Source organism: Actinospica durhamensis, assembly GCF_018139695.1.
In the GTDB taxonomy this organism is placed as follows: domain Bacteria; phylum Actinomycetota; class Actinomycetes; order Streptomycetales; family Catenulisporaceae; genus Actinospica; species Actinospica durhamensis.
Genome location: NZ_JAGSOG010000158.1, coordinates 1 through 20,618, shown reverse-complemented (window position 1 = coordinate 20,618; position 20,618 = coordinate 1). Strand labels below are relative to the sequence as shown.

General features: G+C 74.1%; 17 protein-coding genes and 2 riboswitches. Of the genes, 8 read left to right on the top strand and 9 right to left on the bottom strand.

The genetic code is table 11. The features are described from left to right. Positions 1–158: 158 nt before the first annotated feature. Positions 159–1,256, bottom strand: a complete 1,098-nt coding sequence (locus tag KDL01_RS25940) for a dipeptidase (RefSeq protein ID WP_212531221.1) — start codon at positions 1,254–1,256, stop codon at positions 159–161. Positions 1,257–1,273: 17 nt separating this feature from the next. Beyond that, positions 1,274–2,536, bottom strand: a complete 1,263-nt coding sequence (locus KDL01_RS25935; protein WP_212531220.1) for an amidohydrolase family protein — start codon at positions 2,534–2,536, stop codon at positions 1,274–1,276. Between the two features lie 211 nt (positions 2,537–2,747). Between KDL01_RS25935 and KDL01_RS25930 the strand changes: the two genes are divergently transcribed. From KDL01_RS25930 to KDL01_RS45440, 3 genes are all read left to right on the top strand, one after another. Then, complete coding sequence (locus KDL01_RS25930; RefSeq protein WP_212531219.1) at positions 2,748–3,512, top strand: IclR family transcriptional regulator; 765 nt, start codon at positions 2,748–2,750, stop codon at positions 3,510–3,512. A gap of 62 nt (positions 3,513–3,574) precedes the next feature. Then, positions 3,575–4,495, top strand: a complete 921-nt coding sequence (locus tag KDL01_RS25925; RefSeq protein WP_212531218.1) for an ornithine cyclodeaminase family protein — start codon at positions 3,575–3,577, stop codon at positions 4,493–4,495. Positions 4,496–4,652: 157 nt separating this feature from the next. Further along, on the top strand, positions 4,653–5,642 hold the full coding sequence (locus KDL01_RS45440; protein ID WP_212531217.1) for a polysaccharide deacetylase family protein: 990 nt from the start codon (positions 4,653–4,655) through the stop codon (positions 5,640–5,642). Between the two features lie 99 nt (positions 5,643–5,741). Here the strand turns inward: KDL01_RS45440 and def are convergent, their stop codons facing one another. Further along, positions 5,742–6,395 (bottom strand): peptide deformylase, encoded by a 654-nt coding sequence (gene def / locus KDL01_RS25915; RefSeq protein ID WP_212531216.1) that lies wholly within the window; start codon positions 6,393–6,395, stop codon positions 5,742–5,744. A 119-nt stretch (positions 6,396–6,514) separates the two neighbouring features. On the opposite strand from def, the gene KDL01_RS25910 reads away from it, so the two are divergent. After that, on the top strand, positions 6,515–7,267 hold the full coding sequence (locus KDL01_RS25910) for a TetR/AcrR family transcriptional regulator (RefSeq protein ID WP_212531215.1): 753 nt from the start codon (positions 6,515–6,517) through the stop codon (positions 7,265–7,267). Positions 7,268–7,340: 73 nt separating this feature from the next. Beyond that, positions 7,341–7,700, top strand: a complete 360-nt coding sequence (locus tag KDL01_RS25905; protein ID WP_212531214.1) for a DUF6204 family protein — start codon at positions 7,341–7,343, stop codon at positions 7,698–7,700. Between the two features lie 55 nt (positions 7,701–7,755). On the opposite strand, the gene KDL01_RS25900 is transcribed toward KDL01_RS25905, so the two are convergent. The 3 genes from KDL01_RS25900 to KDL01_RS25890 are packed head-to-tail and all read right to left on the bottom strand — an operon-like array spanning position 7,756 to position 11,577. Beyond that, a complete protein-coding gene (locus KDL01_RS25900) occupies positions 7,756–9,402 on the bottom strand; it encodes a xylulokinase (RefSeq protein WP_212531213.1) in 1,647 nt (548 codons plus the stop codon). Then, the gene (locus KDL01_RS25895) at positions 9,402–10,841 is read right to left on the bottom strand and encodes an aspartate aminotransferase family protein (protein ID WP_212531212.1); all 1,440 of its coding nucleotides are present in this window, start codon (positions 10,839–10,841) and stop codon (positions 9,402–9,404) included. The genes KDL01_RS25900 and KDL01_RS25895 overlap by 1 nt, the downstream gene beginning before the upstream one ends. 16 nt (positions 10,842–10,857) lie before the next feature. Then, on the bottom strand, positions 10,858–11,577 hold the full coding sequence (locus tag KDL01_RS25890) for a class II aldolase/adducin family protein (RefSeq protein WP_212531211.1): 720 nt from the start codon (positions 11,575–11,577) through the stop codon (positions 10,858–10,860). Positions 11,578–11,898: 321 nt separating this feature from the next. Between KDL01_RS25890 and KDL01_RS25885 the strand changes: the two genes are divergently transcribed. Both KDL01_RS25885 and KDL01_RS25880 read left to right on the top strand, forming a co-directional pair. Further along, positions 11,899–12,963, top strand: coding sequence for a zinc-dependent alcohol dehydrogenase family protein (locus KDL01_RS25885; RefSeq protein WP_212531210.1), 1,065 nt, complete (start codon positions 11,899–11,901; stop codon positions 12,961–12,963). A 253-nt stretch (positions 12,964–13,216) separates the two neighbouring features. Beyond that, on the top strand, positions 13,217–13,879 hold the full coding sequence (locus KDL01_RS25880; protein WP_212531209.1) for a GNAT family N-acetyltransferase: 663 nt from the start codon (positions 13,217–13,219) through the stop codon (positions 13,877–13,879). 143 nt (positions 13,880–14,022) lie between these two features. Here the strand turns inward: KDL01_RS25880 and KDL01_RS45435 are convergent, their stop codons facing one another. Beyond that, positions 14,023–14,865, bottom strand: a complete 843-nt coding sequence (locus KDL01_RS45435; protein ID WP_307846595.1) for a CPBP family intramembrane glutamic endopeptidase — start codon at positions 14,863–14,865, stop codon at positions 14,023–14,025. A gap of 77 nt (positions 14,866–14,942) precedes the next feature. Beyond that, positions 14,943–16,442, bottom strand: a complete 1,500-nt coding sequence (locus tag KDL01_RS25870) for a glutamate-cysteine ligase family protein (RefSeq protein ID WP_212531208.1) — start codon at positions 16,440–16,442, stop codon at positions 14,943–14,945. A gap of 379 nt (positions 16,443–16,821) precedes the next feature. Between KDL01_RS25870 and KDL01_RS25865 the strand changes: the two genes are divergently transcribed. Beyond that, a complete protein-coding gene (locus KDL01_RS25865) occupies positions 16,822–17,028 on the top strand; it encodes a DUF5999 family protein (RefSeq protein WP_212531207.1) in 207 nt (68 codons plus the stop codon). A 155-nt stretch (positions 17,029–17,183) separates the two neighbouring features. Here KDL01_RS25865 and gcvP read toward each other — a convergent pair whose 3' ends face one another. Then, on the bottom strand, positions 17,184–20,084 hold the full coding sequence (gcvP, locus tag KDL01_RS25860; RefSeq protein ID WP_212531222.1) for an aminomethyl-transferring glycine dehydrogenase: 2,901 nt from the start codon (positions 20,082–20,084) through the stop codon (positions 17,184–17,186). A 72-nt stretch (positions 20,085–20,156) separates the two neighbouring features. Further along, positions 20,157–20,301, bottom strand: a riboswitch (glycine riboswitch). Next, a riboswitch (glycine riboswitch) is annotated at positions 20,302–20,427 on the bottom strand. It abuts the riboswitch before it with no gap. Positions 20,428–20,618 lie beyond the last annotated feature (191 nt).

Here is a 20,618-nt window from a genome sequence, read left to right as displayed (position 1 = left end):
CCGACTCCCCCGGCCCCACCCCGGCACCGTGATCTCCGTGCCCTGATCGCCGCTGTCGGCTTGTCGCGTGGCTGAAAAAAAGCGAGCGGCCCGGGACATCCTCGTCCCGGACCGCTCGCGGCTCGTGTGTTGTGGGTCGGTCGCGACCCAGGGGCGGCTTACGCCCCCCAGATCCGCTCGCCGTAGGCGATGAAGTTCCCGCCCATGATCTTGGCGATGCGCTCCTGGTTGTACCCGCGCTCCTCCAGCAGGCGGATCAGGGTACGGAACTGGTCCACGCCGCGCAGGTCGATCACGAACGGCAGCGTGTCGGCACGCTCGCCGGCCGCGCCCACACCGGCCGCGGCGCGCAGGGCGACGTGCTCGGCGAGGTGGTCGCGGTACGCGTCGAGGTCGTCGATCGCGGTGACCGAGCCGTCGGAGCCGATGCCCACCGCGTCCTCGCCGCACACGTTCACGGCGTGCACGATGTGCTCGACCACGTCGGCGGCGTGCGCGTGCCCGGACAGGGTGAGGAACGGCATGAAGTAGATCCCGACGAAGCCGCCGCGCTCGGCGACCAGGCGCAGCTCCTCGTCGGTCTTGTTGCGCGGCAGGTCGGCCACGGCCCGGCAGCCGGTGTGGTTGATCGAGATCGGCTCGGCCGAGTAGCGCACCGCGTCCAGGCAGGTGCTCTCGCCGCTGTGGGAGAGGTCGACCATGACCTTGTGCGCGTTGAGGCTGTCCACGACCTGGCGGCCGAAGTCGGTCAGGCCACGGTTGTGCGGCGCCATCGCGCCGTCGCCGAGGTGGTTGGCCGGGTTGTAGGTCAGCTGGATCACCCGCACGCCGCGGTCGGCGAACTCGCCCACGCGCGCGTCGATCAGGGCCGGGTCCTCGCCCACGGCCACGGCGTTCTGGAAGCCGTAGATCACGCCCACCCGGCCGTCGCGGTGCGCGGCCCTGATGTCCTCGGCCGTACGGACCTTGACGAGCTCGGGGCGGGAGGCGAGGATGCCGTCCCAGACGTCGAGCTCGTGCACGGTGTGCTCGTAGGGCGGGTGGTCGCCCAGGGTGTAGCCGAGGGTGATGTTCACGGCGCTCAGCCCGGAGGCCAGCGACTCGCCGATGGCGCGGTCGTCCACCACCATCTCTTCGCTGGTCTGCTGCAGCGAGCCGGCGGTCTCCTGGCCGGCGTTCGGGTTGGACATCTCGCCCAGCGCGTTGACGACGGGGAAGCCGAGGTCGGCGCGGACGTATTCGGTCGCGGTGCTCATGCGGTGCTCGTCTCCTGTCAGGCGGCGGGGTGGGCGAAGGCGGCGCGCTCGTGCCGGCGGCCGCGCTTGACGACCTCGGTGACGGTGCGCAGGGCGGCGAGGTCGACGGTCGGGTCCTCGGTGAGCACGACGAAGTTGGCCAGCTTGCCGGCCTCGAGGGTGCCCATGGTGTCCTCGGCGCCGACGGACTTGGCGCCGTTGCGGCTGGAGGCCTCGAGCGCCTGAGCCGGCGTCAGACCGCAGCGCTCGACCAGGTAGCCGAGCTCGTCGAACAGCGCGGGCCACGGGTCGGCGAGGTCCGGGTCGCGGTCGGTGCCGGCGCACACGATGACCCCGGCGCGGAAGGCCTGGCCGGTCAGGGCGGCGGAGAGCTCGTCGTTGGCCACGGCGCGCGCATGCGCCTCGGCGTCCTGCTCGCCGGTCTCCTCGGCGATGTGCGCCCACAGGGCGGCGGTGGCGTCGAGGATGGTGCCGTGTTCGCGCATCCGCTCGAACAGCTCGACCATGATCGGGTCGTCGCCCTCGGCGTAGCGGGCGTAGTCGAGCTTCGGCTTGTCCTTGTACATCGTCAGCGGCGCGGCGACCTGGTAGGCGAGCAGGTGGGCGTGCGAGACGGAGGCGACGCCGGCCTCGATCACCTCGCGCGGGCTGGCCGGGAAGACCGCGGCGTGCGCCCAGACCGGGAAGTTCTGCCGCTTGGCCTCGGCGGTGATCGCGGCGACCCGGTCGCCGGGCAGGTCCGCGTAGACCTTGATGGCGGTGGCGAAGGTGCCCCGGGCCATGGCCACGGCCAGCGCCAGGTCGGTCTCCTCGGTGATCGCCTGCATCCACGGGGTCTGCCCGGGCGTGGCGCCCTGGGTGACCTGCGCGGTGCGCGGGTCGTCGAAGAAGCTCTGGCCGGCCATCAGCGCGGCGTAGTGGATGTCCGGCGCCTCGAGCTCGCCGACCAGCGCGGCCCGGGTGATGTCGGCGACCTGGCGCAGGTCGTCGGCCATGTCCCGGGTGGCGGTGACCCCGCCGTACAGGTCGCGCCGCAGCGCCGCCTCGGCCAGCGGCCGGTCCGGCGGGGTGGCGATGTGCTGGTGGGCGTCGATGAGGCCGGGGATGACGTACCGGCCGGCCAGGTCCACGATCTCGGCCTCGGCGAGCGCTTCCTGCGGGACCTCGTGGTCGGGCGCGATGAGCCGGATGCTCTCGCCGGAGACCAGGATCGTCGTACCGGGGCGGGCGGGGGCGCCGGTGCCGTCGTGCACCGTGGCGCCGCGGTAGGCCACGTCCATCGCGGGTGTTCCCTCCTTCTCGGGCCCGCCGCCGGCCGCGCCCCGGGCCGCCGACCGGGGTCGGGGCGCGGTGCCGGGCGGTGCGGTGCCGCTGCTGCTGCTGCGCGGTGTTGCGGGGTGTTGCGTCACAGGTAACATCTGGTTCAATGTGTGCAACACCCGGTGTGTCGCACACCCTAACCCATCGCCCGCCCCCGTGACGAGGACCCCGTTGCCCGCTTCCGCCACCTCCGCCGTCGACAAGGCGCTCGACCTGATCGAGGCGGTGACCGCCGCCGCCCGTCCGCCCCGGCTGACCGAACTGGCCGAGCAGGTCGGGCTGCACCGCGCCACCGCGTACCGCGTGCTGGCCGGCCTGGTCGAGCGCGGCTGGGTGACGAAGGTGGGCGAGACCTACCTGCCCGGCCCCGCCGTTCTGCGCCTGGCCCGCACCGCCGCGAGCGGCTCGGCCTCGCTCGCCGGCCTGGCCCGCCCGGTGCTCGAGGACCTCGCACGCGAGACCGGCCTGATGGTGAACCTGCAGGTACTCGAGGCCGACCGGTCCCGGGTGGTGGACGTGGTGCGCCCGGCCCGGCTTGAGATGATCAGCGACCTGCGCGACGAGCTGCTCCCGGCGCACCGCTTCGCCGGGCCGCTCGCCCTGGTGGCCGCACTCGGGCCGGACGAGCGCGAGCCCTACCTGCGCCCGGCCAGGGCCGAGACCGGCCCGGGCGCGCAGAGCGCGGCGAGCCTGGGCGCGGAGCTGGAGCGGGCGGCGGTCGAGGGCTTCGCGGTGCGCCGGGGCGCGACCCAGCGGCTGGTGGCCTCGGTCGGCTGCGCGGTGCGCACCGAGCCGGGCGGGCCCGGTGTCTGCGCCCTGACCCTGGTCGGCCCGATCGCCGAGTTCGACGACGCGCACCTGCCCGAGCTCGAGCGCGTGCTGCGCGCGGCGGCCGAGCGCCTCGGCGCCGAGCTGGCCAGGGCCACCGCGCGGTGAGGTCATCGCGAGACTTTTCCAGACCTGAGACACCTGACAGACGACGAATGCGGGAGGCGGCCGTGGAGCCGATAGCAGTGCTCGGTCACGACCAGACGCGGGCGGCCCTGGCCGACGGCAAGGCCCTGACGGAGACGGTGGCGCGCGCGCTGATCGCGGTGGCCCGCGGCGAGGCCTCGGTGCCGCCGCGCATCGCCGCGTTCGCCGAGCACGGGCTGCTGGGCGCGATGCCCGGCTACGTCCCGGGCGTGGGCCTCGGCGCGAAGCTCATCGCCGTGTTCGAGGACCCGGACCGGCCCGGGCGCAGCAGCCACCAGGGGCTGGTGGCGATGTTCGACGAGCGCGACGGCACGCCCCTGGCGATCCTGGACGCCGAGCCGCTCACCGCCGCGCGCACCGCCGCGTCGGCCACGGTGGCGCTGCGCGCGCTGGCCCGCCCGGACGCGCGGCGCGTGGTCGTGGTGGGCACCGGCACGCAGGCGCGGGCGCAGCTCGAGCTGCTGGCCGGGGACGAGCGCTGGCAGGTGACCCTGGCCGGCCGGGACCCGGGCCGGACCGCGGAGTTGGCCGCACGCTTCGGCGTCGCGGTCGCGCCCTCGATCGAGGCGGGCGTGCGCGAGGCCGAGGCGGTGCTGTGCGCCACCGGCGCGCACGAGCCGGTGGTCCGGGCGTCCTGGCTGGCGCCGGGCACCCACGTCGGCTCGGTCGGCGGGTCGCAGGGCCCTGAGCTGGACGCGGAGACGATCGCGGCGGGCGCGCTGTTCGCCGAGTGGCCCGGCGCGGCGCAGGCCGCCCCGCCCGCCGGCGCCCACGAGCTGCAGGGCCTCGAGCCCGGCCGGGTCACGCTGATCGGCGCGGTCCTCGACGGCACGCACCCGGGCCGCCGGGACGAGCGGGAGCTGACGGTGTTCAAGTCCACCGGGCACGCCGCCCTCGACATCGCCGCCGCGGCCGTGGTCCGCGCCGCCCTCGCCGCGGGCTGACCAGGGGCTGACCGGAGCCTGACCAGGAGCCGCGGGCGCGTCGGGGGGCGCGCACCGGCGGGCGCGGACGGCGCGCGGCGCGATTGCTGAGGCACACTCTGATGAAATTCATCTGAAGTTTCTCAACCCAGCCGTACGGTCTGGCGTCCCTGGCTGTGTGACTGACGAAATGTGGAGTCCCGCCGCCGATCCCGACGCCGAGACCCAGGCACTGACCGTGCTCCCCTTCCCGCAGCAGGCCGACGGGTCCCGGCGCAGCCGGGCGACCCGCCGCAGGGTCCTGTTCGCCGTGGGCGGGATCACGCTGCTCGGCGCGGGCGGGGCCACCGCGTACGCCGTGGACGGGGGCGGCGCGCCGATCCGGCCGAGGGCGGCCGGATCCTCAGCCTCCGCCTCGCGCTCGGCCTCGGCCGCCTCCTCGAGCCATCCCGGCGTGCCCGGCCAGACGACCGCCGGCTCGTCCGCCACGCCCGGCTCGCCCTCGCCCTCCGGTCAGCCGTCCACCGCCGGCTCGCCCAGTTCGTCCTCCTCGCTGCCGCCGGGCACGAAGGTGCCGACCGCGCCGGAGTGGTACGTCGACGACGCCGGCCCCATGGGCATAGCGCTGACCATGGACGACGGGCCGGATCCGGCCTACACGCCCCAGGTGCTCGAAGTGCTCGCCCGCTACAAGGTGAAGGCGACCTTCAACATGATCGGCCGTCAGGTCGGGGCGAACCTCTCGCTGGTGCGCGAGGTCTCCGCGGCCGGGCACACCGTCACCAACCACACCTGGGACCACGCCGACCTGACCCACTACACCCTGGCCCAGGTGCTCTCCGAGATGGACCGCTGCAACGACGCGCTGGCCGACGCGAATCAGCACCCGACGATCTTCCGGGCGCCCTACGGCAACTGGTCCAAGGCCGTCTTCCAGGCCTGCGCCCGGCGCGAGCTGCGCCCGGTGGGCTGGTCGGTGGACCCGCGGGACTGGGACACCGCGCACGTGGACACCCAGCAGATCGTGCAGAACGTGCTGCACCACACGCACCCGCACTCGATCATCCTGGAGCACGACGGCGGCGGGGTGCGCGCCAACACGGTCGCGGCGCTCAAGATCTTCATACCGGCGCTGCTGGAACGGGGCTTCCACTTCGTCGCCATGTGACGCGGGCGCGGTGAGGCGGGCGCGCCGGACGCGGATGGTGTCCGGCGCGCGGTACCCGCGGCTCAGCGGGTCGAGTGGCTCAGCGGGTCGAGCGGGTCCTCAGCGGGCCGAGGCGTTGGCGGCGCGCTTGGCCATGACGTCGTCGCGCATCTTCTGCATCTGCTTGAGCGCGTCCTTGCGGGCCCGCGCGGGCAGGCGGTCGATGTAGAGGTAGCCGTTGAGGTGGTCGGTCTCGTGCTGCAGGCAGCGGGCGAAGTAGCCGTAGCCCTCGATCACGACCTCGTTGCCCTCCCAGTCGGTGCCGCGCACGACGGCGTGGTCCGGGCGGGCCACGGTCTTGTACGGGCCGGGCACCGACAGGCAGCCCTCCTCGTCCTCGTCCAGCACCCGCTCGGCCGCGGGCAGCTCGTCCACGACCGGGTTGCAGATGTGCCCGACGTGCCGCTCGCCGTCGCCGTCCGGGCAGTCGTAGACGAACACGCGCAGGTCCACGTCCACCTGGTTGGCCGCGAGGCCCACGCCCTCGGCCACGTACATGGTGGCGAACATGTCGGCGACCAGCTGCTTGAGCGTGTCGGTGCCGTACATCGCCGGGGTGACCGGCGCGAGCACGCGCTGCAGGATCTCCTCCCCGGCCTCGGTCACCCGCAGGACCGTGCCGTCGGCGGCCTCGGGCGCCTGCTCCGGATAGTCCTCGACGCGCTGCCCCTGCAGGCGTACACGCAGCTGCTGGGTGGGAGTCTCGCCTGCCATGGAGTGCGTCGCCTGCCTTTCCGGGCACGGGTGTTGTGCCGTGGTGCTTCCGTGGGTGCCGCCACCCAGTATCGTTCACGGTGCGGCGTATTGAGAAAACGGGCCGGAAGGCGGTGGACGTGGTGGCGGTCCCTGGAACGCGCACGGCCCAGGCCCCCGGACCCGCGGGCGCCGCGGAGCCGGCGGCGACCGGGCCGGGCGACGGCGCCGAGCAGCCCCCGGCGCGGATCCGGCGCGAGCCGCGGCAGGCGCGCTCGCGGGCCCGGGTGGCGCAGATCCTCGCGGCCGCGGACGAGATCTTGTCGGTGGAGGGCTTCGAGGCGCTCACGGTCCGGCGGATCGCGCAGGAGGCCGGCGTCCCGGTCGGCTCGATCTACCAGTTCTTCCCGGACAAGGCCGCCGTGGTCGACGCGCTGGCCCGCGGGTACATCGGCGAGTTCGACGCCGCGATCGAGGTGCTGGTGGCCGACGCCGAGGCGTACTCGGCCGAGCACGAGGGCGAGCGCCCGGCCCAGGAGACCGACGGCGGCTGGGGCGACCCGGTGGGCCGGCTGGTGGACGAGTTCGCGGACCTCTACCGCTCCCGCCCGGGCTACGTGGCGCTGTGGTCGGGCCGGCACCTCTCGCCCGAACTCGCCCGCGCGGACGAGGCGAACAACCTGGCCATCGCCGCGGGCGTACGCCGGATCCTGGTGGCCCGCGGCATACTGGCCGACGGCCCCGAGCTGGATCTCGACGCGCAGGTGGCGGTGCGGGTCGCGGACGTGCTGCTGCAGTTCGCCTTCGGCCGCGCCGCGGGCGGCGACCCGGCCGTGCTGGCCGAGCTCAAGACCCTGCTTCGGCTCTACCTGGCCGACCTCGCCGCGCGCTGAGCACCCGCCGCGCGGACTCGGGCGCGGGCGAAAACCCGGTGAGCCGGCCGCGCGGCGCGGATACGATCACGCCGTGAGCACCCGAATCTTCCGCATCACCGTCCGCGGCGCCTTCACCGGCCTCGCCCCCGAGCAGCGCGCCGCCCTGCTGGCCGAGGCCGCCGAGCACGACGTGCTCTCCGCCGCGTTCACGCCCGAGGGGCACCTGAGCTACGACATCGCCGCGCGCCCGGCGTTCACCTTCCGGTTCCAGGACTCCGGCGAGGACGAGGCCGACCTGCAGCGCGCGGCCGAGCGCGCCGAGACCGCGGCCCGGGCCTGGCTGGACGGGCGCGGCTACGGCTACAAGGACCTGCGTTCGAGCGCCGAGGACCTCAGCCAGGCGCCGCTGAGCAAGCATCAGAAGCGCGAGGCCCGGCGCGCCGAGGGCTGAGCCGCCCGGCGCACCGGCGCCCGGCCTCGCGGTTCGAACTCAGCCCGCTGCGAACTCAGCCCGCTGCCCTGGCCGGCTGCGTCGCCGAGGGCGGATTCAGCCGCGCATAGAGCTTGCGGTGCGCCTTGTGGTGGGCCCGCAGCGCGGCGTACGCCTCGTCGTAGCGGGCCCGGTTGTCCGGGTTCGGCTCGTACCGCGCCGCGATCTGGACCAGGTCGGGGATCTGATCCCAGGTCACCTCGCCGAGCGCGAGGCCGGCCAGCAGCGCGGCGCCGCGGACGTTGGCCAGCGAGGGCTCGGCGACCTGGTCGATCGGCCGGTTCAGCACGTCGGCCATGGCCTGGCACCAGAGTGTGGAGGACGCGCCGCCGCCGATGAACCGGATGGGCCCGAGCCCCTCCGGCCCGGTGTGGCCGGTGAAGTGCTCGACCGCCTCGAGCATCCAGCGGGTGTTGAGCGCGATGCCCTCGAACACGGCCCGGGCCAGGTCGGCGCGGGTGGTGGAGAGCGAGAGGTTGAACCAGGACCCGCGCAGGGACGGGTCGTCCACCGGGGTGCGCTCGCCGTTGAGCCAGGGTGCGAACACCACGCCGTGCGCGCCGGGGGGCGCGGTCGCGGCCAGGGCGGTGAGCCGGTCGATCGCGGAGGCGGAGCGGGGGTGGTCGGGGTCGGCCAGCACGTTCTCGATCAGCCAGTCGACCGCGCGGCCGGCCACGTCCTGGACCGTGGCGACCCAGTACTTGCCGGGCACCGCGGCGGGCAGCGCGGCGATGTTGCGCAGCACGTCGGTCTTCTTGCGCGGCACGTGGCAGGAGAGCCAGGCGCTGGTGCCGACGTACAGGTGCGGGGCGTAGTCGCGCACGGCGCCGGCGCCGAGGGCGGCCGCGGTGGTGTCGCCGGTGCCCGCGACCACCTGCACGCCCTCGGGCAGGCCGAGGTCGGCGGCGGCGCCCGGGGTGAGCGGGCCGACCAGGGTGGCGGCCGGGACCTGCTCGGGCAGCTTCGCGGTCTCCAGCCCGCCCATCCGGGCCAGCTGCTCGTCCCAGGCGAGCGTGGACGGATCGCGGGTGTCGGTGGCCCAGCGCAGCACGGCGGTGTCCCGGGCGGCCACGGCCCGGCCACTCGCACGCAGGGTGAGGTACTCGGGCACGTCCAGCAGGTAGCGGGCGGCGCGGTAGGCCTCGGGGCGCTCGTGGCGCAGCCACAACGCCTGGCCGACCGGGTCCTTGCCGCTGCGGGTGGGCACGCCGCCGGTCTTGGCCAGCCAGGTGCGCAGCTTGAGCACGCCGTAGCCGGTGCCCGGCACCGTGACGGCGCCGCCGGTCGCGTCCTGGGCGTAGCGCGCGCCGCGCGCGTCCATCCAGATCAGGGCCGGGTGCACCGGGGTGGCGTCGGCGGCGGCGGGCACCAGGCCGCCCCACTGCGCCGAGAAGCACAGGGCCTTGATACGGTCTACGGCCTGCGGGTGCGCCGCGATCAGTTCCCTGACGGTCTCGGCGGTGGCCCGCCACCAGTCGTCCGGGTCCTGTTCCGCACCGCCGCCGGGCAGCAGCCGGGTGGGCAGGTCGCGCCGGGCCACGGCGAGGATCACGCCGTGCGCGGTGGCCAGGGCGGTGCGCAGGCCGCCGGTGCCCAGGTCCACGCCGAGCACCAGCGGTCCGGCGCCGAAGTCGGCGCCGGCGTCGTGTGGGCCGGTGGGCATCAGGCGGGGATCTGCGCGAAGACGCGCTCGAAGGCGGCGAGAGCGTCGTCGATGACCTCGTCGGTGTCCGCCATGGAGGTGTAGATGCGCGAGCCGGCCAGGGTGATCACGCCCTCGGCCGCGTAGGCCAGGGACATGTGGCCGAGCATCTTCAGCCGCGGGGTGAGCTTGTCGAAGAACTCGGGGTCGTCCAGGCGCAGGTGCAGCACGCCGGAGGTGTGCAGGTGGACGATGGAGCCGAAGTTGTAGGTGACGTAGGGCAGCTCGTACTTCGCGATCAGGCCCTCGAGCCCGGCGCGCAGCCGGTCCCCGGCCGCCCCGGCCTTGGCGGGCGCGTCGAGCCGGTCCATCTCCAGCAGGGTGTGGTAGCCCGCGGTGCACGAGAGCGGGTTGGCCGCGAGCGTGCCGCCGGTCAGGGCGCGCTGGCCGGCCGCGGTCAGGCCGCCGGCGAAGGCAGCCATGACCTCCTCGCGCCCGCCCACGCCGCCCGCGGCCGGGTAGCCGCCGGCCACGCACTTGCCGAAGACGGTCAGGTCGGGGGCGACCCCGTAGTAGCCCTGGGCGCCGCCCATGCCGAGCCGGAAACCGGTGACCACCTCGTCGAACACGAGCAGGGTGCCGAACTCGTCGCACAGTTCGCGCACGGCGGCGTTGAAGTCGTGCGGCGCCGGGTGGGTGCCGGACTCCGGGCCGACCGGCTCGAGCAGCACGGCGGCGGTCCCGCCGTTCTCGGCGTTCACGGTCAGCCGGGCGCGCAGCGCCTCGAGGTCGCCGGGGGCGGTCTCTGAGGTGCCGGAGTAGGCGGGCGCCGGGATGCCGGCGGCCTCGAGCGGGCCCGAGCCGGGGATGCGCAGGCCGAACACGACCTGGTCGCTCCAGCCGTGGTAGGCCCCGCCGACCTTGATGATGTGCTGCTTGCCGGTGTGCGCGCGGGCGACCCGGATCGCGGCCATGACGGCCTCGGTGCCGGAGCCGAGCATCCGGAACTTGTGCACGGCCGGCATGAAGTCGTGGATCAGCTTGGCCAGCGCGGTCTCCGAGGGGTGCAGCATGCCGGTGACCGGGCCGCAGTGCTCGAGCAGCTCGAGCACCGCCGCGCGCACCGCCTCGTGGTTCGAGCCGAGCACGGTCGGGCCGCCGGCCTGCAGGAAGTCGATGTACCTGTTGCCGTCCGCGTCGTGCAGGTAGGCGCCCTCGGCGCGGGTGATCGACAGCGCCCACGGGTCGTTGAGCGCGAGGTTGTGCTGCACTCCGCCGGGGATGTACTCGTTCGCCTCGGCGGCGGCCTGCTTGGAGGTCGGGGTGTGCTTCTCGTACCACTCGTGGTACGCCGCGAGCTGCTCGGCCGTCAGGGTCCTGATCGGCGAGCCGGTCAGGTTCCTGATCCTCGCCTCGATCGCCGGGACGTCGGGGTAGCTGCTGATGCCGTAGGCGCTCATCGGTGGTCCTTCGTCCTCACTGCTCGGTCTGCTCGGCCGCGTCGCCCGACGCGCCCTCGGCCGTGGTGTCGGCGATCTTCTTGGTGGTGCCGTAGCCGGAGGACAGGGCGGCCATGATGACCTCCTCCTGCTCGGCCTGGTTCAGCTCGCGCGGGGCGCGGCCGGTGACCGCGGAGGCGAGCAGCGCCTGGTGGTAGGTCTGCGCGGCCCACTCGACCAGCTCGAGGTTGTCCACGGCCTTGGCCAGGCTCGAGCCGAGGGCGATCGAGCCGTGGTTGCGCATCAGCGCGGCCTGCTTGAACTCCAGGGCCTTGACCACCAGCGCGGCCAGCGCCTCGGTGCCGTAGCAGGCGTAGTCGGCCACCCGGACGGCCCCGCCGAGCGAGAGCATCGTGTAGTGCACCAGCGGGATCTCGTCGGTGACGAGGCCGAGTGCGGTGGAGGTGGTGGCGTGGGTGTGCGTGATCGCGCCGGTGCCGGTGGCCTTGTACACCGCGAGGTGCATCGGCACCTCGCTGGTGGGGGCCAGGTCGCCGTCCACCACGGCGCCGTCCTCGAGCCGGATCACGGTCATCTGCTCGGCCGTCAGTTCGCTGATGACGCCGCCGGTCGGGGTGACCACGACCAGGTCGTCACGGCGGACGGAGAGGTTGCCGCTGGTGCCGATCACCAGCCCGCGGGCGGCGAGCCGGGCACCGGCCTGCGCCAGCGCGTGGCGTTCCTCGGACAGGAGCACGGGTCCTCCTCGCGCGCGGCCCACAAAACGTGAGCACTGGTTCATGTTCTGCTCATCATCCCCGCCGCCGCCGCGCGCGTCAAGACATCCGCGCCCGCCGCCGCGGGCGGCCCCGCGGCCGCCTCCAGCCTCGCACGCCGCCCCTGCCCGCGCCCGGCCGTCCGCCCGCCGTGCGCCCGCCGCCGCGCTCCGGCTCCCCCGGCGGTCGCCCCCGGCGGGTCCGGCTCACCCGGCGGTGCCGCGCACCCGCGCCTAGCATGATCTCGAGGACCTGATCACGCCCGGCCGGGCCTGGCCCGGCCCTGCCGGAAGGAGCCCGCGATGCGCGCCACGCTCTTGCACGGGGCCGGAGACATCCGCGTCTCCACCGTCCCCGACCCCTCGCTGCGCGATCCGCGCGACGCGCTGGTGCGGGTCACCCACGCCTGCATCTGCGGTTCGGACCTGTGGCCCTACCGCTCCGCGCCCGAGTCGGCCGAGGGCCGGCGGATCGGGCACGAGTTCCTCGGCGTGGTCGAGGCGGTCGGCGGCGAGGTCACCCGGCTCGCCCCGGGAGACCGGGTGATCGCCCCGTTCATGTACTCCGACGGCACCTGCACGCACTGCCGGGCCGGGTGGCCCACCTCGTGCATCGCCGGCGGCTTCTGGGGCGGGGACGACACCTTCGGGCGCCTGGTGGACGGCGGTCAGGGCGAGTACGTGCGCGTGCCGCTGGCCGACGGCACCCTGGTGCCGGTGCCCGAGGAGACCGACCCGAAGCTCGACCCGGCGCTGCTGAGCCTGTCCGACGTCATGGGCACCGGCCACCACGCCGCGGTCTCGGCCCGGGTGCGCCAGGGCGGCACGGTCGCGGTGGTCGGCGACGGCGCGGTGGGCCTGTGCGGCGTGCTCGCCGCCCGCCGGCTCGGCGCGGCCCGGATCATCGCACTGTCCCGGCACGACGACCGCTGGCGCCTGGCCGAGCACTTCGGCGCCACCGACCGGGTGGACGAACGCGACCCGGTCGAGGCCGCCGCGCAGGTCCGGGACATGACCGCGGGCGTGGGCGTGGACAGCGCGCTCGAGTGCGTCGGCACCCGCCAGGCCTTCGACACGGCCGTGGAGATCGCCCGCCCGGGCGGCGCGATCGGGTACGTCGGAGTGCCGCAGGACCTAGTCGAGCGGCGCGCCGAGATCCCGCTGCGGCTGATGTTCGAGCGCAACCTGACCCTGTCCGGCGGCCTGGCGCCCGCCCGGGCGTACCTGCCCGATCTGCTCGCCGACGTGCTGGCCGGCAGCCTGGACCCGGGCCCGGTGTTCGACCTCGTGCTCCCGCTGGCCGAGGCCGCCGACGGCTACCGGGCGATGGCCGAGCGCACCGCCGTCAAGGTCCTGCTGACGCCGTAGCCGCACCGCCCCGGCCTGCGCCGCGCCGTCGCGGGCCGCCGCGGACCGGGCGACACGCACCGCGCGGAAAGCCGTTTCCGGCCCGCGCCACCTTTCCGCCACCCGCGGGCCGTCCCGAGTTCACCCGCCATTCCCGCGTTGACCTGAGGTTTCCGTAACCTTGGGTCACGGTCCGAGCACGGACCCTCATTCTCCCGGGTGGAAATCGGCCACCCCCATTCCCCCCGGGCCGTCGAACGTGCATCATTGCGCCATGCCAGCACCCATCACGCTGACCGGCCGCCTCGTGCGGCTGGAACCGATGCGCGAGGAACACCTCGGCCCGCTGCTGGAAGCGGCCACCGAGGATCGCGCGTCGTTCGGGTACACCTACGTACCCAAGGACGAGGCGGCCGTGCGCCGCTACTTCGACGTGGCGCTCGAGGACCTCGATACGCACGTCGCCGTCACCTTCACCACGATCGACCTGCGCGACGGGCGGGTCGTGGGCTCCACCCGGTACCGGGAACTCGAGTACTGGAACGCGGGGGTGTGGCCGCCCCGGCACGGGCGGACCAACCCGTCGGGCATCCCCGACGCCGTGGAGATCGGCTCGACCTGGCTGGCGCCGCGCGGCCAACGCAGCGGCATCAACCTCGAGGCGAAACTGCTCATGCTCACGCACGCCTTCGAGACCTGGCAGGTGCACCGCGTCTCGCTGAAGGCGGACACCCGCAACGCCCGCTCGAATGCCGCGATCCTGGCGCTCGGCGCCACGTTCGAGGGCACTCGGCGCGCGCACTTCCCGGCCTCCGAGGGCGGGGTGCGCGACTCGAATCTGTACTCGATGCTCGCCCACGAGTGGCAGGGTGTGAAGGAGGCTTTGACCGCCCGGCTGGAAAGCCACAGCCCGGCCCGGTCCCTCCAGGCGGCCTGAGCCCAGCGCCGTATCCCGACCGGTCCGCCGCCGACCGCCCCCGCGCCTGACGCGGGTCGCGGCCTCGGCGGGCCGGTCCGTCCCCCCGAATTCCCCGGTCCCGAGCCCTCGGCCCTTCCCGCCGGATCAGGACCCGAGCACGATCAGGTCGGCAGCCAGCTCACGTGCCCGGCCAGGATCACGTAGCCGACGAACGTCACGGTGTCGATCAGCCCGTGTGCGATGAGCAGCGGGGTCACCCGTCCCCAACGCCGGTAGAGCTTGGCGAAGACCAGGCCCATCACGAGGTTGCCGAGGAACCCGCCGAAGCCCTGGTACAGGTGGTAGCAGCCGCGGATCAGTGCACTGAGCGCGTCCGAGCGCTGCGGCCGCAGGCCGGCCTGGTCGAAGCGCCGCAGCAGATAGCCGTTCCAGGTCACCTCCTCCACGATCGCGTTCTGCCAGGCCGACCCGACCAGTACCGGGATGCGCCACCAGATCGCGGGCAGGGTCGTGGGCACCACCGTCACCGCGAGACCCGCGGCGTGCGCGCTGAGGTAGAGCGCGAGGCCGCTGCCGCCGATCACCGCGGCGACGCCGGCGCCGTAGCCGAGGTCGCGCAAGGGCCGGGAGGCGTCGAGGCCCATCACCCGCAGCCCCACGCCCTCGCGGGTGAGCAGGTAGGCCACCAGCAGCGCGGGCGCGAGGCCGAACGCGATGCCGTAGGCCTGCCAGGTCAGGTCCAGCCAGGGGCGTCCGGGCGCGGCCGAGGCGTTGAGCGCGACGGACTGGGTGGAGAGCTTGGTGGCCGAGTGCACCTCGGTGAGCGTGCCTATCAGCGAGATCACCGAGTACACCGCCGAGCGCCCGAGGCCGACCGCGAGCACCGCGGCCACCTCGAACCACAGCAGCCGCTTCGTCCACGTCCCGCCCCAGCCGCCGAGGCCGGTCCCGACACCCGTACCGTCGCCGGGCCTACCGCGCGTCCCGCTCACCTGCTCCGTCACGAGCGAGATCCTAGAGGGCGAGGCTGAAGCCGCGCCGTGCGCCGGGGCCGCATCCGGACGGACGCGGCCCCGGGCCGCTACTCCCCGCCCGGACCCACCGGCCAGGTGTGCACCGGCTGCCCCTCCCGGCCGAGCTTGGCGTAGCGCCGCAGCATCGAGGCGATGGCCTCGGACCGGCCGAGCCCGAGCTCCTCCTGCAGATACCTGACCTGCTCGATCTGCCAGACCGCGCCGTTGCGCCCGGTGCGCACCCGGCCCTCGATCACCCCGAGGTACAGGTCCCGTTCGCGCGGGTCGATGTGCCAGCGGTCAAGGCCCTCGGCGGCCAGCGGCAGCAGGTGCTCGAGCACGAGGCGGCGCACCGGGACCATGCCGTAGCCGGGCCACAGCTGCTGCGCGCCGATGCCGTCGCGGGCGCCGCGGTGCAGGTTCTCCTCGGCCGCGGCGAACGACAGCCGCCGCCAGACCGGGGAGTCCTGGTCGGCCAGCGTGCGCACCAGGCCGTAGTAGAAGGCCGCGTTGGCCAGCACGTCGATCACCGTGGGCCCGGCCGGCAGCACCCGGTTCTCCACCCGCAGGTGCGGCTTGCCGCGCGCGACGTCGTAGACCGGGCGGTTCCACCGGTAGATGGTGCCGTTGTGCAGCCGCAGCTCGGGCAGGTGCGGGATGCCGCCGGTGCCGAGCACGGCGGCCGAGTCCTCGCCGCCGACCCGGGGCAGCAGCGAGGTGAAGTAGGTGACGTTCTCCCGGAACAGCTCGGCCGGGCCGCGCACCCAGCGCTCGCCGAACCACACCCGCGGCCGCACGCCCTGCGCCGCGAGCTCCACCGTGCGGAAGTCGGTGGCCTGTTCGAACAGCGCGATCCGGGTCTCGTGCCACAGCCGCCGCCCGAGCAGGAACGGCGAGTTGGCCCCCAGCGCCACCTGCACGCCCGCGATGGCCTGCGCGGCGTTCCAGGCCCGGGCGAACCCGTCCGGGGTCACCTGCAGGTGGAACTGCACCGAGGTGCAGCAGGCCTCCGCCATGATGGTCGGGAACGCGGTGTCCAGGACCTCCTCGTCACCTTCGATCCTGACCCGGAAGTCCTCCCCGCGCACCAGCGCGATCTGGTCGTTGAGCAGGACGTAGCGGTCCTCCTCGGAGAAGTTCTCCCGCACCAGGTGCGCCTCGTCCAGGGTCGGGAGCACTCCGATCATGGCCACGCCCGCGCCGCACGCCCCGGCCACCCGGTCGGCGTAGTGCATCGCGGTGTCCATCTCCTCCTTCAACTCGGAGAACATCGTGCCCACCAGCTTGTGCGGGGCGATGTTCACCTCCAGGTTGAATGAGCCGAGCTCGGTCTGGAAGTCCGGTGACGCGATCCGCTCGAGCACCTGCCGGTTGACCATCGCCGGCCTGCCCTGCTCGTCGATCAGATGCAACTCCAGTTCGATCCCACACAGCTTGCGGCCCTTCTCGAACAGGTCCTGGGCGAGCATCTGCTCGAACACGTCCTGACACGCCGTCAACCGTGTCCGGAAACGCTCCCGGTCCCGCCCGTCGAACCGCACCTCCGCCGCGGCCAACCGCTCGCCCACGCCGTCCATCCCCTCACCGCTGCCCGCCATCGTCCGGGGGCCGCAGCCTCGGTCCCCGCCTCGCCCGGAAATCCCGCCCAAGGGCGCCCAACCGCCCGAGACCGGTCCCCTACCCGCCGGGAAGGTCACTAAAAGGCCCCGCGTCCTGACGGGCCGTCACTTCCACTGCCCGGACCGCCGACCCGTCACCGAGGGCCGCTCACGGGCTACCGCGGGTAGTCCCTGCGGGTCATGGCCCGGGGTGCGCCCGGGTGGTTTCACGGGCGCATCCGGGGCACTGACGGCTCGTTGCCGAGCCGGCGGCCGCGCGGCGCGCGAGACTGAGGACAGGAGGACGGGCACCGGCCCGCCGCCGAGACCGATCCCGGGGAGGGAAGAGATGATGCGCGAACCGCTGCGCACCCCGTGTCCGCACAAACCGCCGTGCCCCCCGGCCCAGGCTCCGGACCGCTACCGCGCCCATGTGCTGGCCGCGCATCCCGAGCAGGGCTGGTCGCTGCTGTGCAACGGCGTCATCGCCTTCGACGACCTCGGCGCGCTGCTGCCCGAGGGCGCGGCCCTGGTTCCGGCCCGGCTGGCGGCGTAACCGCGCCGGGCCCGGGCGGCCACGGGGCGGCGGCGCGGCCGCACAGCGCCGAAGTGCCCGATGGCCGCGGAGAAAGCCGTGTGGCCGGGGACGCCGCCCCGGCCACACGCTTTATCAGCGCTATGTATCAGTGCTCTGCCAGTACAGGAGCCGCCCTACTCGGCGAGTTCCTCGATCGGCGGGCAGGAGCAGACCAGGTTCCGGTCGCCGAACGCCCCGTCGATGCGGGCGACCGGCGGCCAGTACTTGTCCACGGCCTGGGCCGGGCCGGCCGGGAAGACTGCGGTGGCCCGGTCGTAGCCGTGCGTCCACTCGCCCACCAGCGCGCCCGCGGTGTGCGGGGAGTTGCGCAGCGGGTTGTCCTCGCCGTCCCACTCCCCGGCGCCGACCTTCTCGATCTCGCCGCGGATCGCGATCATCGCGTCGCAGAACCGGTCGAGCTCCACCAGGTCCTCGGACTCGGTCGGCTCCACCATGAGCGTGCCGGCCACCGGGAAGGACATCGTCGGGGCGTGGAAGCCGTAGTCGATCAGGCGCTTGGCCACGTCCTCCACGGTGACGCCGGTCTGCTTGGTGATCTCGCGCAGGTCCAGGATGCACTCGTGCGCGACGAGGTTGCCCGGGCCGGTGTAGAGCACGGGGTAGTGCGCGCCGAGCCGGCTGGCGACGTAGTTGGCCGAGAGCACCGCCGCCTGGGTGGCGCGGCGCAGGCCGTCGCCGCCCATCAGCCGGATGTAGGCCCACGGGATCGGCAGGATGCCGGCCGAGCCCCACGGCGCGGCCGAGACCGGGCCCACCGCGCCGCCGCGCTGCGCGCCGGGTCCGGCGATCGGGTGCAGCGGGTGGTTCGGCAGGTACGGCGCCAGGTGCGCGCGCACCGCGACCGGGCCCACGCCCGGGCCGCCGCCGCCGTGCGGGATGCAGAAGGTCTTGTGCAGGTTCAGGTGCGAGACGTCCGCGCCGAAGCGGCCCGGCTTGGCCAGGCCGACCAGCGCGTTGAGGTTGGCGCCGTCCACGTACACCTGGCCGCCGGCCTCGTGCACGCTCGCGCACACGTCGGTGATCTGCTCCTCGAACACCCCGTGGGTGGAGGGGTAGGTCACCATCAGCACCGCGAGCTCGTCCCGGTGCTTGGCGATCTTCTCGCGCAGGTCGTCCACGTCCACGTCGCCGTTGGCCCGGCAGGCCACCACGATCACGCGCATGCCCGCCATGACGGCGCTGGCCGCGTTGGTGCCGTGCGCCGAGGACGGGATGAGGCACACGTCGCGCTGCCCCTGCCCGTTCGCCCGGTGGTAGGCGCGCACCGCCATCAGTCCGGCGAACTCGCCCTGGGATCCGGCGTTGGGCTGCACCGAGACGCGGTCGTAGCCGGTGACCTCGGCCAGCCAGCGCTCGAGCTGCCCGATCAGGGCCAGGTACCCGCCCGCCTGCTCCAGCGGAGCGAACGGGTGGATGTTGGCGAACTCGGGCCAGGTGATCGGCTCCATCTCGGTGGTCGCGTTCAGCTTCATCGTGCACGAGCCGAGCGGGATCATCGAGCGGTCGAGCGCCACGTCCCGGTCCGACAGGCGCCGCAGGTAGCGCAGCATCGCGGTCTCGGACCGGTAGGAGTGGAACACCGGGTGCGTCAGGAAGGCCGACTCGCGCTCGAGCGCCTCTGGCAGCGCGTCCCCGGCCGCCTCGTCCAGCGCGTACGCCGCGGCGCCCTCGACACCGAAGGCCTGCCACACCGCCTGCAGGTCCGCCCAGGTCGTGGTCTCGTCGCAGGAGAGCGTGACGGTGTCGGGGTCGGCCAGGCGCACGTTCACGCCGGCCGCGCGGGCCGCGTGCCACAGCTCGGAGGCGCGCCCGGGCAGGCGCACCGCGACGGTGTCGAAGAACGCGCCGTCGGCGACCTCGAACCCGGCCTGGCGCAGGCCGGCCGCGAGCACCACCGCGTGCCGGTGCACCCGGCGGGCGATCGCGGACAGGCCGTCCGGGCCGTGGTAGACCGCGTACATGCCGGCCACGACGGCGAGCAGCACCTGCGCGGTGCAGATGTTGCTGGTCGCCTTCTCCCGGCGGATGTGCTGCTCCCGGGTCTGCAGCGCGAGGCGCAGCGCGCGGTGCCCGTGCGCGTCCTGCGAGACGCCGACCAGGCGGCCGGGCAGCGAACGGGCCAGGCCCTCGCGCACCGCCATGTAGCCGGCGTGCGGGCCGCCGAAGCCCATCGGCACGCCGAACCGCTGCGTGGTGCCGACCGCGATGTCCGCGCCGAACTCGCCCGGCGCCTTGAGCAGGGTGAGCGCGAGCAGGTCGGCGGCGAAGGTGACCAGCGCGCCGTCCGCGTGCGCCTGCTCGACCACCGCGCCGAGGTCGCGCACGACGCCCGAGGCGCCCGGGTACTGCACCAGCAGGCCGAAGTAGGGCCCGACGCCGGCCGGCAGCGAGCCGGCCGAGAGGTCCACCGGCACCAGCTCGATGCCGAGCGGCTCGGCCCGGGTCTGGAGCACGGCGAGCGTCTGCGGGAACACGTCCGCGTCCACCAGGAACCGCCGCGCGGCCGAGCGCGTGGCGCGCAGCGAGAGCGTCATCGCCTCCGCGGCCGCGGTCGCCTCGTCCAGCAGCGAGGCGCCGGAGACGGGCAGGCCGACCAGGTCCGCGACCATGGTCTGGAAGTTGAGCAGGGCCTCGAGCCGGCCCTGGGAGATCTCCGGCTGGTACGGGGTGTACGCGGTGTACCAGGCGGGCGACTCGAGCACGTTGCGCCGGATGACGGCGGGGGTGACGGTGCCGTAGTAGCCGAGGCCGATCATCGAGCGCAGCACCCGGTTGCGTCCGGCCAGGTCGCGCAGCTCCTGCGTGACGTCGGCCTCGGAGCGCGCCGGCGGCAGGTTCAGCCGCTCGGTCAGCCGGATCGTGGCCGGCACCGCCGCCTCGGACAGCTCCTCGAGCGAGCCGTAGCCCAGCACGGCGAGCATCTTGGCCCGGTCCGTCTCCGACGGACCGATATGCCGCTCTTCGAACGGCAGCCCCTGACCCAGCTCGATCAACGACGCCGACCCGGCGCCCATCGCGAAGGCGGACTCGACCACGGTGCAACTCCCTGAAGGGTCCCACCCGGCACGCGAGGGTCGCGCACCGGCCACTCCCCCTCTGTCGGGAGACCTGAGAGCTTCACCGGTAGGGACCCGACGACAGGTCGGGGCCGCACACGGTTTTCTCCTTCGGTGGGGGGCCGGATGCGCGCCACGTCCACGGCGCGCGCCGACTCCCGCTTTCCAGAGTCGCCTGACCCGGACGGTCCAGGGGCCTGAGAGATTCCGGGGAGAATTTGCTCCTTCGGCGCCCCGCATCCGGCCCGCCCGACCCGAAAGGTCGGCCGTGCCGCCACGAGGACTCTCCCGTCCGGGGTGAACAGCTACCCCTTACGGTACCAACGTCCGAGGCCCCAAGGCCACGCGCGAGGGGGCGCGCGCCACGGTTCACCCGGCGCCCCCGCCCGGCCGCGGTGTGATCGAGCGCCCCGGTCACGCTCGGCGGCCGCGCCCGCGCCCGCCGACACCGCGCGCTTCCGGCGGTCCGATAATGGCTCCACCATGCCACGC

Bases quoted from the DNA above. Each gene is read 5' to 3' on its own strand.
- def (WP_212531216.1), bottom strand. From the start codon at position 6,395: ATGGCAGGCGAGACTCCCACCCAGCAGCTGCGTGTACGCCTGCAGGGG.
- gcvP (WP_212531222.1), bottom strand. From the start codon at position 20,084: ATGGGCGCCGGGTCGGCGTCGTTGATCGAGCTGGGTCAGGGGCTGCCG.
- KDL01_RS25900 (WP_212531213.1), bottom strand. From the start codon at position 9,402: ATGCCCACCGGCCCACACGACGCCGGCGCCGACTTCGGCGCCGGACCG.
- KDL01_RS25935 (WP_212531220.1), bottom strand. From the start codon at position 2,536: ATGGACGTGGCCTACCGCGGCGCCACGGTGCACGACGGCACCGGCGCC.
- KDL01_RS25880 (WP_212531209.1), top strand. From the start codon at position 13,217: ATGCCAGCACCCATCACGCTGACCGGCCGCCTCGTGCGGCTGGAACCG.
- KDL01_RS25895 (WP_212531212.1), bottom strand. From the start codon at position 10,841: ATGAGCGCCTACGGCATCAGCAGCTACCCCGACGTCCCGGCGATCGAG.
- KDL01_RS25885 (WP_212531210.1), top strand. From the start codon at position 11,899: ATGCGCGCCACGCTCTTGCACGGGGCCGGAGACATCCGCGTCTCCACC.
- KDL01_RS25940 (WP_212531221.1), bottom strand. From the start codon at position 1,256: ATGAGCACCGCGACCGAATACGTCCGCGCCGACCTCGGCTTCCCCGTC.
- KDL01_RS25865 (WP_212531207.1), top strand. From the start codon at position 16,822: ATGATGCGCGAACCGCTGCGCACCCCGTGTCCGCACAAACCGCCGTGC.